A 13,373-nucleotide genomic window follows, 5' to 3' on the forward strand; every position below is an offset into this window, starting at 1 on the left:
TGCGGCGGGAGGCTCGTCGCCTCCCGCCGCACCGCGCGGTCACGTCCCTGTCCGCCCTGGTCAGGCGGGGTTCTGCGGCTCGCCGTCGCCGGCGTCCGCGCCGCCGTCGGCGGCATCGGCCCGGGCCTGCTCGGAGACCTCGGCCTCCGGGCGGTCCTGCACGGTCACCATCGCGGGGCGGAGCACCCGGTCGGCGATCCGGTAGCCGCGGCGCAGGACCGTGGCCAGCACGGTGACCGTGGGGCCGGAGCCCTCGGCCGGCTCGTGCTGCACGGCCTCGTGCAGCGACGGGTCGAACGCCTCGCCCTCGGCCCCGAAGGCCTCGAGGCCGAGCTTGGAGAGCACCCCGGTGACCTTGTCGGCCGCCGACTTGAACGGCCCGGTGAGGTCGCCGTGCTGCTCGGCGCGCTCGAAGTCGTCGAGCACGACCAGCAGGTCGCTCGCCACGGAGACCTTGGCGTCGACCCGGGTCTGCTCGCGGTCACGGTCGGCCCGGCGCCGGTAGTTGGCGTACTCGGCGCTGACCCGCTGCAGGTCCGCGGTGCGCTCGGCGACCTCGGCCCGCAGCTTCTCGAGCTCCGGGTCCTCCCCGTCGGCCGGACCCGCGACCTGTTCGCCGTCCCCGGCCGGGGCCGCCGTGTCGGCGGCCCCGGTCGTGTCCGCACCGTCCGTCGCCGGACGGGCCTCGCCGGTCTCCGGGTCCACCTTGCGGCGGTCCCGGAAGGTCACCGGCTCCTCCTGCTTCTGCTCGTCTGCCATGTCGACCGTCCTGTCGTCCCGTGGATGGCCGCCGGCCGTCACTTGTCGCCCTTGGCGTCCTTGTCGTCGTCCACGATCTCGGCGTCGACGACGTCGTCCTGCGCGTCGGACGCGGCACCGTCCGCAGCACCACCGGCGGCCCCCGCGGCGCCCTCGGCACCGGGCTGGGAGTACAGGGCGGACCCCATCTTCTGGGACTCGGTGGCGAGCTTCTCCATCGAGGACTTGATCGCCTCGTGGTCGGTGCCCTTCAGCGCCTCCTGGGTCTCACCCAGGGCGGCGTTCACCGCGTCCTTCACGTCGGAGGGGAGCTTCTCGTCGTTCTCCTTGACGAACTTCTCCGTCTGGTAGACGAGGGTCTCCGCCTGGTTGCGGGTCTCCGCCTCCTCGCGACGCTTGGCGTCCTCCTCGGCGTGCGCCTCGGCCTCCTTGACCATGCGGTCGATGTCGTCCTTGGACAGCGCCGAGCCGCCGGTGATCGTCATCTCCTGGCTCTTGCCGGTGCCCATGTCCTTGGCGGACACGTTGACGATGCCGTTGGCGTCGATGTCGAAGGAGACCTCGATCTGCGGGACACCGCGCGGCGCCGGCGCGATGCCGGTCAGCTCGAACATGCCGAGCTTCTTGTTGTACGCGGCGATCTCGCGCTCGCCCTGGAAGACCTGGATCTGCACCGACGGCTGGTTGTCGTCCGCGGTGGAGAAGATCTCCGAGCGCTTGGTCGGGATCGTGGTGTTCTTCTCGATCAGCTTGGTCATGACGCCGCCCTTGGTCTCGATGCCCAGGGACAGCGGGGTGACGTCGAGCAGCAGGACGTCCTTGACCTCACCGCGGAGCACACCGGCCTGCAGCGCGGCACCGGCGGCGACGACCTCGTCCGGGTTGACGCCCTTGTTCGGCTCCTTGCCGCCGGTCAGCTCCTTGACGAGCTCGGTGACGGCGGGCATCCGGGTGGAGCCACCGACGAGCACGACGTGGTCGATCTGGTTCACCGAGATGCCGGCGTCCTTGATGACCTGGTTGAACGGGTTGCGGGTGCGGTCCAGGAGGTCCTGGGTGATCCGCTGGAACTCCGCGCGGGACAGCGTCTCGTCCAGGAACAGCGGGTTCTTGTCCGAGTCGACCGTGATGTAGGGCAGGTTGATGCTGGTCGACGAGGAGCTGGACAGCTCGATCTTCGCCTTCTCCGCGGCCTCGCGGAGCCGCTGCATCGCCATCTTGTCCTTGGTCAGGTCGATGCCCTGGGAGGACTTGAACTTGTCGACGAGCCAGCTGACGATCCGCTCGTCCCAGTCGTCGCCACCGAGGTGGTTGTCGCCGTTGGTGGCCTTGACCTCGACGACGCCCTCGGCGATCTCCAGCAGGGACACGTCGAACGTGCCGCCACCCAGGTCGAAGACCAGGATGGTCTGCTCCTTGTCGCCCTTGTCGAGGCCGTAGGCCAGCGCGGCCGCGGTCGGCTCGTTGACGATCCGGAGCACGTTCAGACCGGCGATCTGGCCGGCCTCCTTGGTCGCCTGGCGCTGTGCGTCCTCGAAGTACGCGGGCACCGTGATGACGGCGTCGGTGACCTCGTCGCCCAGGTAGGCCTCGGCGTCCCGCTTCAGCTTCTGCAGGACGCGGGCGCTGATCTCCTGCGCCGCGAAGGTCTTGCCGTCGATCTCCGACGTCTTCCAGTCGGTGCCGATGTGACGCTTGACCGAGCGGAACGTGCGGTCGGAGTTGGTGACCGCCTGGTTCTTCGCCGACTGACCGGTGAGGACCTCGCCGTTGCGCGCGAACGCGACGATCGACGGAGTGGTGCGGGCACCCTCCGAGTTCGCGATCACCGTCGGCTCGCCACCCTCGAGGACGGCGACGACGGAGTTGGTGGTCCCGAGGTCGATACCGACCGTACGAGCCATGGTGACTGCCTCCGAGATGTGTGGGGTGTGAGTGCGTCCGGCTCAAGTTGTACCAGGCCGGGGAGCGCCTCGCGCATCGCCCTTGAGTGGGTCCTGCTCAACTTGCTCTCATGGGGTCAACGAGGGACCCGGAAGACTTGTTCCCGAGGGACTCAACTTTTATCCACGACGTTCGCGGGTGGTCCGAACGGCCGTCGACGGGGGGTGGGGCGGGCTAGCCTGTAGCCGCTCGATCGTCGACGGAGGATCACCGTGCTCGTACCGGCTGCGCGTCGCACGGCCCTCGGCGTCGTGGGCGCCGCTGTGATCGTCGGGCTCACCTCCTGCATGCCACAGCCGCCAGGTCTCGTAGCGGACCCCACCGTGCCCGCGCGCCCGGCCGCCATCGATGTGAGCGGACGCCATCCGTGCGAGCTGCTCGACACCGCACAGCGCTCGGACCTCGATCTGGGGGCCGGCAAGGTCGACGACGCGACGATCGGAGGTCGTCCTGCCCCGACCTGCGGATACCTGGGCACAGACCCGGCGGGGGTCGACGTCAACCTGCAGTTCATCCCGGTTCCGACGTCTCAGCTCCTGTCCGTTCCGGGAACGGCACCGGTCGACGTGTCGGGATACCGCGCCGCCGAGACCGTGTATCCGTCGAGCTCGTACCCCTCGTGCGAGGTGGGTGTCGACATCGACGACGCGACGTCGTTGCGAGCACAGGCCATGGCGACGTCGTCGAACCTCCAGCGTTCCGGAACCACCGACCGCGACCTGTGCACGAGGGCCCGCGCCGTGGCCGCTGCCGCTCTGCCCTCGCTCATCCATCGCTGATCCGACTCCGCGACTTCGCAATCGCGACGAGCGCTGCGGAAACCGCTGTCTCCGGGAGCTGGCGCACCTACGTTCCGGCCGTGGAACAGACCCAGCGAGGGACCGTGGGCTCGTCGGACGCCTTAATGAGCCAGATCTCGCCGGACAACGTGCTCGAGGTAGGTCGCGCCCTGTCCGCCCAGATCATCGCCATTCGAGAATCTCTCCGCAGCGCGCAGAGGACACGGGTCGGTCCCTGCGGGGACGACCCGATCTCGGGAGTCGCGACACCGGCGTTCCAGGACAGGTTCGAGCGGACGATCGCGACGCACGCGCAGCATCAGACCGAGTTGGAGGAAGCGGTTCGACGACTCCGAGCGACTGCGGTCGTCTTCGAGCTCGGCGAGGACGCCATCGCTCGTTCGTTCACGATCTGAGACCCGCGGTACTCCAGGACAGACGATGGCGTTCTCACAGGGCTTCAACTTCGCTGCCAGGTCCCTCCAGGAGAAGTACGCCTGGGTGGTCGGAAAACCCGGCTCGACGGCGGTCTCCGACGCCGCAGCCGCACTCCGCACCGCGGACGCCGAGCTGCGCTCCGCATCGGACGAGGCCCGGAAGCGCATGGCCGAGCTGGGCATCTCCTGGCAGGGCCCCGCCGCGGCCGTCGCTCAGCAGTCCCTCGACGGCATCACCACCTCGATGCTGTGCACCGCCCCCGTCACCGCGAACGGCGCGACCCAGCTGGACGCCTACGGGCAGTCGTTCGACCGCACCCAGGCCGCCATCGCCGCCCTGGACCCCACCCCGCCGGGCATCTTCACCAGCGGCGTCCGCAACCTCCACCTGCTGGCGAGCACGCCGTTGACCGGGCTGAGCGCCACCGTCGCCGACTACGTCACCTCGCTCGAACGCGACCAGCGGCACAGCGAGGAGGCCGACCGCGCTCTCCAGGAGCATCTCGACACGGCGTCCGCGATCGACGATCGCTTCCGCACCGTCGACCCGGCGTCGGCCTCGACGTCCACCGGTGCGGGAGGTCCGGCACCGGGCCCGGCCGGGGCCGGCGGTCCCGGCCCGGCCGGTGTCGGGGCCGGCGGCGGAGCCGCCCCTCTCGGCGGAAGCGGTCCGGGAGCCGGCGCCCCGGATCAGCCGGGCGGCGGGGCACGTCCCGGACCGGACGGCGTCGGTGCTCCCGGCGGGCCGGGGACCGACGGATCGGGATTCGTCGGATCGGGCCCCGGCACGCCGGACGTCGGGAGAACCGCGGGGCCCGGTGGTCCCGGGACCACCGGCGACGGCGTGGCCGACCGGGACCGGGGCACCGGGCTTCCCGGGCCGGTCGACGTCGTCGCACCCCAGCATCTCGACCCGCCGGCCACGCCCGCCCCGGACCCGTACCGGCCGGCGGCGCCCCCGGGCCCGTACCCGACGACGACACCGGGTCCCGACCCGCTCGCCACCCGCGTCGACCTCGGGCACCGGTTCGACGAACGGACCCGGGCCCAGCCGCTCCTCCCGCCGTCGGCCCGTGGTCCCGGGTACGGCGACCGCCTCCCCGGCGGCACGGGATCCGGTGGCGGACGACCGTACGAGCCCTTCGGTCCCGGTGTCCGGACCGCCGAGGCGGCCTGGTCCGCCCGCCCCGGCGAGACCACCGGACGCGGCGGCGCCCCCGGCGGCTACGGCCCGATGGCCGGCGGCGCGGGCAGCCGCGACACCCGGGACCACCGCAACCGCTACGTCGTCCCCACCGATGAGGTGTTCGACATCGAGATCGCCGCGACCGACGCCGTCCTGGCCCCCGAGGAGCCCCACCGATGATCGACTGGAATCGCGCCGCCGTCCTCACCGCCGCCGAGTTCGACGTCGCCCGGGACCTGCTCGACCTCGGTCGCAACCCCGCAGTCCTGGAGCTGCTGAGCCCCGGGTTCACCGACGTCGAGCGGGCCCGTGTCGTGCGGGGGTGTCTCGACACCCTCGCCGCGCGCGGCCTGTTCACCGGCACCGCGTTCGAGCCGAACCTGGTCGACGACCTGCGCACGGTCGTCGCACCGGAGTTCCAGCACGACCTCGTGGTCGCACCGCCGTCGTGGCAGCGGGCGCTGGTCGCGCGGCGGGCCGGGCACGCGGTGCTGGCCACCCGGATCGGCGACGACGTCGCGCTGCTCCGCGTCCCGCCCGACGACGCGTCGGCCGTCCTGGTCGAGCTGCTCGGCGAGGTCGTGCCCGGCCCCGGGGCCGGGGTGCGGATCCCCGTCGCGCTGCTGGGCGAGGCCGCCGAGCGCGCCGACGGCGACGCCGACCGGCTCGTCCACGAGCTCCTGCGGCGGGGCTGCAGCGCGGCCGAGGCCGAGATGCTGCGGCGGATGGGGCAGGTCGAGGGCGTCGCCCAGCTCGGCGCCGGCCGGAAGGGACCCGACCCGTGCCGCGCGCCGGGGGTCCTGCTGGTGCACGCCACCGCGGACGGCTGCTACGTGCAGCGGCGCCCGACCCCGGACGTCGTCGGCGGCCCGCTCCCCGACGACGCCGTCGTGCACGCCGGCCCGGCCGACGCCGCGTACCTGGTCCGCGAGCTGGACCGGCTCGCCGACGCGGCGCAGCGCCGTCGCGCGCCGGTCGGGACGCACCGGGCCTGGTGAGAGGTGGCCGGAACTCGCTCACCGGGTGAGCGGATTCCGCAGGGGAGGTGTCCCTGCCGCACGCCGAGATGCAGCTCAGCGGGCCGTGGAGATCGACGATTCCCGCTGTGGTGCATCTCGGCGACGCCCCCGCGCACCGGGCCGGGCCCGACCGGCGCGCGCAGTGAAGCGGCGAGCGGGGGCGCGGTCAGCGCAGGACGACGGTCCCCCGCGGCACCTGCCCCGCCGACGCCGGCGGCACGGTGTCGGGCACCTCCACCCGGACGGGCAGCGACCCGGGGACGACGCGGTCGTCGGCGTCGCGGTACTCGAGGTCGCCGTCGGGCCCCAGCTCGGTGACGTAGCCGTGTGTGGCGAGCTGGGCGTCGTCGAGCTCGGTCAACGGTTCGGCCCGCACCGCGGACACGGCGTACTCCGGCCAGTCGACGCCGGGGTAGGCGTCGTGCAGGTCGGCGAGCAGCCCGACGAAGACCTGCTGCCAGCGCAGCGGCATCGACTGGGCCAGTGACCGCGGCACGACGAGGTGGTCCGGGCAGGCACCGGGCGCCGCGGAGTCGAGATAGTCCGAGAGCGGGGAGCGCATGCCTCTCATGATGGCGCCTCGACCCCGCTCAGGCGGGGTTCGGCGTGGTCCCCGGCCGGGTGGCGAGCGGGACGAGATCGCCGAACTCCCACGACACCGGCTGCACGCGGACGGGGAAGTTGCGGTTCGGTGCCTCGACCATCCTGCCGTCGCCCAGGTACATCATCACGTGGTAGATCGTGGTCGGGTCCGAGGTGTCGTGGGCGTAGAAGAGGAAGTCGCCCGGCTGCATGTCCCGGACCGGCAGGTGGCCGCCGGAGTTGTACTGGTCGCGCGACACCCGCGGGATCGTGACGCCGGCCGCCCGGTACGACGCCTGCAGCAGGCTGGAGCAGTCCCAGGAGTCCGGTCCGGTCGCGCCCCACACGTAGGGCTTGCCGAGCTCGCCGAGCGCGAAGCCGATCGCGGCCCCGGCGACACCCGGGGGCAGCGCGCCGGTCGTGCCGGGGGCACAGCCCGTCGGGTTGGCGACATCGCCGATGTTCTCGACCAGCGACGCGGCCAGGCCCTCCCACTTGGCGTAGGCGTCGGGGAAGGCCGAGCGCTGCACGGTCTGCGCGGCCTTGGTGACCGGCATCGAGTCCCAGCCCGGCACCTCCATCAGCCGTTCGTAGAAGATCCGGCTGCTGTAGGCGGGGTCGGTGACCTGGGCGGGGGTGCCCCACCCCTGCGACGGCCGCTGCTGGAACAGCCCGAGCGAGTCCCGGTCCCCGTAGTCGATGTTGCGGAGCGTCGACTCCTGCATCGCGGTGGCCAGCGCGATCAGCCACGCCTTCGGCGGGAGCTGCATGTCCTTGGCGACCGAGATGATCGCGGCGGCGTTCTGCCTCTGCTCGTCGGACAGCGTCTCGAAGGTGGCTCCCCCGCCGCCACGGCCGACCGTCGCGGTCGAGATCCCGGTGTCGCACCAGGCCGCGTTCGACCGGCCGCCCCCGAGGTTGGGGCTGAACGCGAGGAAGCCGACGGTCAGGAACAGCACCAGCGCCATCCCGATCGCGAGGAACGGCAGCAGCAGCCGCAGCGGCCGCAGCGCACGCGTCAGCGGGGTGCTCATGCCCGGTCGTAGCGGGACACCTTCCAGCCCGCCTCGGTGTCGACGACCAGGATCCGCAGGGTCAGCGTGTCGGTCGGCACGGTGACCTCGATGCTCTTCGGCGCGACCCGGGTCGGGGTCGCGGGCCCGGTGACCCGGGAGGCGGGCACGTTCGACGGGTCGACGCCCGCGAGCACGCCGAGGAACTCGTCGGTCGTGTACGGCCGCAGCCCGGCGACCCACTGCTGGGAGGTCATCCCGTCGGGGTGGTTCACCCAGGCCGCCGCCCACACGCGCGCCGTCTCCAGCGCCTGCCGTGGGGCCTGCGACACCGGCAGTGCCTCGGGCGTCAGCTCGGGCACCGGCGGCAGCAGCGTCGGGGTGGGCGTCGCGGAGACGCCGGACGACCCGCTGTCCCACCGGTTGCCGCCGGAGCCGCCCCCGGCGATCAGGCCGCCGGACGCCGCCCCGCCGGAACCGCCGAGCGAGACCAGTCCGAACACGAGCCCGCCCAGGACCACCACCGTCACGGCGAGCCGGGCGGGGGAGCGCAGCGGCCACTGCCACACCGCGCGGTAGGCGCCGGCGCGGCCGCGGGAGGACCTAATCGGCACGGTCGCCGCCGGTGCGGGCCGCCCGCGGGCGGTAGATCTTGTAGACGGGCACGCCGTCGACGAGCTCCGGGGTCACCGGGGTCGGATCGCCGGGGCGGCGGGGCCCCGCGTCGTCGCGGCGGTAGATGGAGCGGTCGTCGACCTCGCCGGGGTCGACCCGCGTACCGAACCCGGTGTCGGGCCGCCCGGTCGCCCCGACCGGCAGTGCCCCGCGGCGCGGCTCGGCGATCCGGGCCGCCTGGGGCGAGGACACGTCCGGTGCCGCGCGACGACGGACCCGGGCCCCCGGCCCGGCCGCAGTCTCGGCCTCCGGTCGCGCCGCACCCGGGTCGCCGGACCCGCCGGGGCCGCCGCGCTCGGACCACCAGCGGGACTGGCGCTCGTCGGCGTCGTTCGGGCCGCGCATCCGGTTCCACACCCGCGACACCGGGCCGCCGTTGATGCCGGGGACGATCCCGCCGAACTGCTCACGAGTCAGTGTCACCATCGACACCAGCCGCCGGAACGGCCGCGCGACCGCCCACAGCACGAGCGTGACCACGCCGGTGACCAGCAGCGCGAGCCACAGGTCGACCCCGGACCCGGGGGCGAACAGCGACACGACCAGCAGCGCGTGCAGCCCGGCCAGCGCCCCGACGACGAGCGTGTTCACGATCGCGGCGCCGCCGATGCGCAGGATCGCCGGGATGACGTCCGGTTTCAGCAGCGCGACGACGGCGATCGCCGGCGCCGTCACCACCATCAGCCGGATGACCAGCAGTGCGACCAGCACCAGGACCTTGGACAGCAGCTGGAACAGCGCGATGCACGCGGCCTGGATCAGCGCGAGCGTCCCGGCCCCGATCCGGCTGCCGGAGGCCCCGGTGAAGTACGGGTAGCGGTCCCCCATGCGGTCGGCGAGCGCGGCGTACTCGCCCTTCTTGCGCTCCGCCGTCTCGGACGTGTCCTGGCCCTGGTCGATCTCGTCGATGGTGAACGCCTGCGCCCGCAGCAGGTCCCGGCCCAGCTCCTGGGCCTGCGGGACGTCCGGCGCGCCGAACGTGCCGCGCAGCCAGTTCTGGTAGGCGACCTGGTCGACGAGCACCGTCGGGAGCGTGTCGCGGGTGCCCAGCCCGACCTGGCCGAGGAAGCCCTCCTGCATCTGCGTGACGCCGTCGAGCAGCAGGTTGTCCGCGGCACGGGACCAGTCGACCGGTGCGAGGTAGGCGGCGGATCCGAGCATCAGCGCGAGTACGGCGATGCCGGTGCGCTGGGCCTGGCGCGCGAGCTCCCCGCGCATCGCCAGCAGCAGCACGATGATCGCGAACCCGAGCAGGCCGAGGCCCACCCAGGTGGTGAACACGGTCTCGTACATCGCCCGGGTCGCGGTGGTGATGACCTGGTCGAGCGGCGCGAACAGCGACCCGCCGTCGGCGATGAGGTAGTGCGCCCAGTTCACCCCACCGACGGTCAGCTTCGCCAGGTTGAAGACCTGGTTGCCCAGCCATGTGTCGGTGGTGACCGACGGGTTCAGCACGCCCGACGTGGCGCAGCCCAGGTCGTAGTTGTGCCAGACGAGACCGGCGTAGCCGACCTCCTCGTAGACGCTGCCGGCCTCCCCGTGCAGCGCCGAGGGCCGGTCCAGCGAGCCGACCAGCCCGGTGCCGGGGCGGTCCGGTTCCGGCGGGGACTTGCAGTCCAGCGCCTGCGCCATGGCCGGCGAGCCGAGCAGCAGCGTGCCGCCGGCGATCGCGGTGACCACCAGGACCGCCGTCCGCCGACGACGGCGGCGGGTCACCCCGGGCGTCTGCGGCGTGCGGCGGCGGGTCTTCCGCACCGACACGACGACGGCCGCGAGCAGCACGCCCAGGACGACCCAGACGCCTGCGCCGCCGGACGGGTCGAGGCCCGCCGTCACCGTCCGTCCCCGTCGGGGGGAGCGGCCGCGGGGTGGCCGTTCGTGGCCGCCGTCCCGTTCGACGGGCCGGTGCCGTTCGCGGGGGCGGTGCCGTCCGTGGAGGCGGTGCCGTCCGCGGGGGCGGGCTCGTCGACCACCCAGTCGTCGTCGAGCTCGTCGAGCAGGTCGAGCTGCTCGTCGTCGTAGAGCTCCGCGCGGCCGACGGCGGCGTCGGTCGCGGCGACCGACACGACCTGCACCCCACCGGCACGGATCCCGCCGGCCAGGACCGGGTCGTCGTCGCCGGGGCCGATCCGGGTGTCGGTACGCAGGTCGATCTCGTCGCCGTCGAGGTCGGGCAGCACCACGGGGGCCGGGGCGCGCCGGGCGGGCAGCGGGCTCGGCTCGTCGGGTGCGCTCATCTCGGGATGACCGGGTGCGGTGATCGCCGGGCCACCCGGCGGGCGCGGGGCGACGACGCGGGCGGCGTCGGGGTTGGTGTCGAGCGCCTCGCGGACGTGCTCCAGGTGCGGCGCCTCCAGGTCGATGCGGACCTTCTCCACCCCGCCGTGGCCGTCGGCGAAGACGAACTGGCGGGGCGCGTCGTCGGGCCGGTCGTCGTGGCGGGGGCGCGGGGACAGGGTCCCGAGCATCTCCTCGTAGCCGACGTCGGTGGGCACGCGCAGCAGCCGCAGCGCCTCGGACTGGGCTTCCTCGTCGTCGGTCCGGCCGACGAACACGGCGTTGACCAGCGACGCGAAGCCCGAGACCCGCAGCAGGTCACCGGCCAGCTGGGAGGCGAACAGGGCGCGGACGTTGAACTTGCGGGAGTCGCGGGCGAGGCGGTCGATGAGCACCTTGCCGGTCGGCACCTGGGACAGGAAGTGCGTCTCGTCGAGCGCGACGCCCTTGCGCAGGTTGCGGTCGGCGTCGTAGATCGTGCGCTGGGTCAGCCAGGACGCCAGGTTCAGCAGCTCGACGCCGAGCGACTCGTTGTCGGTCCACTCCTCGCGCGGGCTGCCCGGGCGCGGCAGCGACAGTCCCTGCATCGTCAGCACGGTGAGCCGGTAGTCGCGGTCGGCCTGCCAGGGGTCGGCGCGGGTCTCGTCGGGGAACAGCAGCGCGGCCTGCGGCAGCTCGCGCCGCTCGTCGAGGAAGTCCGCGACGACGCCGGCGTGGTCCTCGCCCTCACCGGCGTGCCGGCGCAGCGCGTCGATGACCATGCCCGGGTGCCGGTCGGGCGAGCCGCCGACCTCGCGGACCGCGCGGAGCAGCACGATCCGGGTGTGCGGCTGGCGGGCGATCTCGTAGGGCAGCAGCCCGGACAGCACGTCGAGCACCAGCCGACGGCGGGTGGCCGCGGCCAGAGAGCGCTCCCGCTTCCAGGCGCGCTCGGGGTCCTCGTCGTCGAGGAAGTGGTCCGGCCGCGGCTCGGCGACCACCCGGTACGGGTTGAGGATGCCGGGGTCGGCGCGGAGCAGGTTGATGTGCCGGGAGAACGGCGCCAGCTCCGGCAGCCGGGTCAGCTCGGCCAGCGGGCCGGACGGGTCGAGCACCGTCCAGCGGGCCCCGGCGCGCAGCGTCTTGTAGACGACCAGCCCGGTGAGGAACGACTTGCCCGAGCCCAGGCCGCCGACGATCGCGGTGAGGCCGGAGGCGCGTCGGACCTCCTGGGCCAGCCACGGGTCCCAGGCGACCGGACGGCGGGTCGCGGTGCAGGTCTCGCCGAGCATGATCCCGCGGCGGTCGCCGACACTGGCCGTCGCGGCCGGGACCGCGGCGGCCGCCCAGGTGACCGACCCGCGTCGCCGGTAGGCCGTCGCGGCCAGCGGCTCGCCGGGGATGAACTCGCGGGCGTAGCGGTACTGCGCCTCGGGGTGCTCGATCTGCACCTTGGGCCGGTACAGGTCGACGACCTGCTGGGCGCGGGTGGTGGCCTCGGCCTCGTCGCGGCCGGAGACGGCGATCCGCCACCAGCCGTAGAGACGGGTGTTGAGCTGGGTGAGCCCGGTGGTGAGCTCGTCCTCGACCTCCAGGACCCGGTCGGCCTGCCGCGCGAGCGACATGGGCGGGTCGAGGTCGTGGTCGTGGGTGTAGTGCCGGATCTGGCTGCGCACCTTGCCCATCTGGCGCTGCAGCTCGCCGGTGACGTCCTCCGGGCGGCGCACGTAGATCCGCGCGGACCACTCCACCGGGAACGGCAGCCGGTCGGAGTGCTGCATCCACGGGTCGTCGATCTCGGGGATCCGCAGCCCCTCCATCAGCCCGACGCTCAGCACCGCGACGTTGCGGGTGACGGTCTGGCTGCGCATCCGCCCGACGACCTGCACCGTCGGCGCGTACGGCTCCTGGTGCAGGTCGACGCCCTCGGTGAACGCGGCGAGGTCCTCCGGCTCCCAGGTCGACACCCCGCGCGGCACCGAGGACAGCCCGCGCGGGGCGGGCAGCCCGAGGGCGACCGAGCGGTGCATCAGCCAGGCCATGTCCTCCGCGCTCGCGGGGACGGCGTCGAGACCGGACCCGGCGACGAGCACGTCCAGGTGGTTGATCTCGGTCTCCAGCGCGGCGAGCTCGGCCTTGACCGCGGACGGCACGAGGCGGTCCAGGACGGGCGCGGCGCGCTCCACCCAGCGGTCGATCAGCCCGCGGCCGGAGACCTCGACGCCGAGGAAGACCTCCTTGTCGGCCATCGACAGCCCCATCAGGTGGCGCTGCTCGCCCTCCAGGAACCCGTCCCAGCCCAGGGCGCCGGGCACGTCGGGCATGCGGCCGATCGCGTTCTGGTCGAACGACTCCGCCCACATGTGCACCGGGTAGGGCCGGGTGGTGACGCGCAGGTGCAGCCAGCGCCCCTGCAGCTCGCCGAGCTGCGCGGCGATCTGGCGGATCAGGACCTCGCGCTGGTTGTCGCTGCGGAAGCTCCACGCCTGCGCCGCGAGCCGGTACCAGGCCATGACCTGCCCGTTGGTACGCGTGATGTGCCCGTCGATCGAGCGCAGCGCGATCGACGGGGTGTAGTCCGAACCGCCCTCGCCGGCACGGGCCCGGCCGCGCCGGGCCTTCGGCCGGGGGGTCCGCTCAGGTGCGGCCACGGTGGCCACTCCGGCGCCACGGGTCGGGACGGGGGGTGCGCGCGGGCACGCTCGCGCCGCGACCGCTGCCAC

Annotated in this window: 11 protein-coding genes; 4 read left to right on the forward strand and 7 right to left on the reverse strand. The window is 73.4% G+C overall.

From position 1 onward, the window contains the following. Positions 1–60 precede the first annotated feature (60 nt). Complete coding sequence (gene grpE / locus NH602_RS08005) at positions 61–759, reverse strand: nucleotide exchange factor GrpE (protein ID WP_253067457.1); 699 nt, start codon at positions 757–759, stop codon at positions 61–63. Positions 760–797: 38 nt separating this feature from the next. After that, positions 798–2,663, reverse strand: a complete 1,866-nt coding sequence (gene dnaK, locus NH602_RS08010) for a molecular chaperone DnaK (protein ID WP_073576056.1) — start codon at positions 2,661–2,663, stop codon at positions 798–800. 363 nt (positions 2,664–3,026) lie between these two features. Here dnaK and NH602_RS08015 point away from each other — a divergent pair, with 363 nt between their 5' ends. The 4 genes from NH602_RS08015 to NH602_RS08030 all read left to right on the forward strand — a co-directional run bounded on the left by NH602_RS08015 (position 3,027) and on the right by NH602_RS08030 (position 6,103). Then, the gene (locus NH602_RS08015; RefSeq protein ID WP_161151953.1) at positions 3,027–3,482 is read left to right on the forward strand and encodes a DUF3558 family protein; all 456 of its coding nucleotides are present in this window, start codon (positions 3,027–3,029) and stop codon (positions 3,480–3,482) included. An 80-nt stretch (positions 3,483–3,562) separates the two neighbouring features. Continuing rightward, entirely contained in the window at positions 3,563–3,898 is a 336-nt protein-coding gene (locus NH602_RS08020) for a PE domain-containing protein (protein ID WP_073576058.1), read from the forward strand. A gap of 25 nt (positions 3,899–3,923) precedes the next feature. Then, positions 3,924–5,285 (forward strand): hypothetical protein, encoded by a 1,362-nt coding sequence (locus NH602_RS08025; RefSeq protein WP_253067460.1) that lies wholly within the window; start codon positions 3,924–3,926, stop codon positions 5,283–5,285. Beyond that, a complete protein-coding gene (locus tag NH602_RS08030; protein ID WP_253067458.1) occupies positions 5,282–6,103 on the forward strand; it encodes an ESX secretion-associated protein EspG in 822 nt (273 codons plus the stop codon). The genes NH602_RS08025 and NH602_RS08030 overlap by 4 nt, the downstream gene beginning before the upstream one ends. A gap of 187 nt (positions 6,104–6,290) precedes the next feature. Here the strand turns inward: NH602_RS08030 and NH602_RS08035 are convergent, their stop codons facing one another. From NH602_RS08035 to NH602_RS08055, 5 genes are read right to left on the reverse strand one after another with little or no spacing between them, the layout of a single operon-like run. After that, positions 6,291–6,686, reverse strand: a complete 396-nt coding sequence (locus tag NH602_RS08035; protein ID WP_237454045.1) for a hypothetical protein — start codon at positions 6,684–6,686, stop codon at positions 6,291–6,293. A gap of 28 nt (positions 6,687–6,714) precedes the next feature. Continuing rightward, positions 6,715–7,740, reverse strand: coding sequence for a C40 family peptidase (locus NH602_RS08040; RefSeq protein WP_073576062.1), 1,026 nt, complete (start codon positions 7,738–7,740; stop codon positions 6,715–6,717). After that, on the reverse strand, positions 7,737–8,333 hold the full coding sequence (locus NH602_RS08045) for a hypothetical protein (RefSeq protein ID WP_062398831.1): 597 nt from the start codon (positions 8,331–8,333) through the stop codon (positions 7,737–7,739). The genes NH602_RS08040 and NH602_RS08045 overlap by 4 nt, the downstream gene beginning before the upstream one ends. Further along, positions 8,323–10,230 (reverse strand): hypothetical protein, encoded by a 1,908-nt coding sequence (locus tag NH602_RS08050; protein WP_073576063.1) that lies wholly within the window; start codon positions 10,228–10,230, stop codon positions 8,323–8,325. Before NH602_RS08050 ends, NH602_RS08045 begins: the two co-directional genes overlap by 11 nt. Further along, positions 10,227–13,301, reverse strand: coding sequence for an ATP-binding protein (locus NH602_RS08055; protein WP_374210143.1), 3,075 nt, complete (start codon positions 13,299–13,301; stop codon positions 10,227–10,229). The genes NH602_RS08050 and NH602_RS08055 overlap by 4 nt, the downstream gene beginning before the upstream one ends. Positions 13,302–13,373: the final 72 nt, after the last annotated feature.

This window comes from Pseudonocardia sp. McavD-2-B (assembly GCF_024124365.1).
Taxonomy (GTDB): Bacteria; Actinomycetota; Actinomycetes; order Mycobacteriales; family Pseudonocardiaceae; genus Pseudonocardia; species Pseudonocardia alni.